This is a genomic window from Sodalis-like endosymbiont of Proechinophthirus fluctus, from assembly GCF_001602625.1.
Lineage (GTDB): Bacteria > Pseudomonadota > Gammaproteobacteria > Enterobacterales > Enterobacteriaceae.
Genome location: NZ_LECR01000036.1, coordinates 1 through 812, shown reverse-complemented (window position 1 = coordinate 812; position 812 = coordinate 1). Strand labels below are relative to the sequence as shown.

General features: G+C 58.0%; 1 protein-coding gene. It reads left to right on the top strand.

The window, feature by feature from the left end:
• Positions 1-7: 7 nt before the first annotated feature.
• Positions 8-812, top strand: an 805-nt coding sequence (locus BG74_RS03985; protein ID WP_244267268.1) for a Mur ligase family protein, incomplete at its 3' end; no start/stop codon positions are given.

Sequence of the window (812 nt, the reverse complement as noted above, 5' to 3'; positions counted from 1 at the left end):
TGGTGGCATGATCCCTTTTACTCTCAGCGCTATCGCACCAGTGCTTAATGCCAAACGAGTGGGCGACGATCGCACTATCCTGACTGTCGTTACCGATTCTCGGGCGCCGAGCGCTTCAAGCAGTGTGTTTGTCGCCCTGAAGGGCGAGCATTTCGACGCTCATGATTTCGCCGAACAGGCCGTCGCTGCCGGCGCTGTGGCGCTGTTGGTTAATCGCCGGCTACCGCTAGACGTACCGCAACTGATTGTCGCTGATACCCACCGCGCTCTGGGGCAATTGGCCGCCTGGGTGCGGCGTCAGGTGCCGACACGGGTAGTAGCCCTGACTGGGTCCTCCGGCAAAACCTCGGTCAAAGAGATGACCGCTGCTATCCTACGCCAGTGTGGGCGTGTGCTAGCGACCAAGGGGAATTTCAATAACGATATAGGAGTACTGTTGACGCTGCTGCGTCTGACGCCGGAGTATGATTTCGCAGTTATTGAGATGGGCGCCAATCATCTCGGCGAGATTGCCTGGATGACTGATTTGGTGCGGCCGGAAACCGCTCTGGTAAACAACCTTTCAGCCGCGCATTTGGCCGGGTTCTATTCACTGTCGGGCGTCGCTCAAGCCAAGGGCGAAATCTTCGCCGGCCTGCCGGCTAACGGCCGCGGTATCCTTAATGCCGATAGCCATGATTGGCCGCACTGGCAACAGGTACTGGGCCACAAAGCGGTCTGGTATTTCGCCGTACACGCTGCCGAAGGCGTGGATTTCTTTGCCAGCGACATCGTAAGCGATCATCAAGGGGTGCGTTTTACCCTGCACAGTC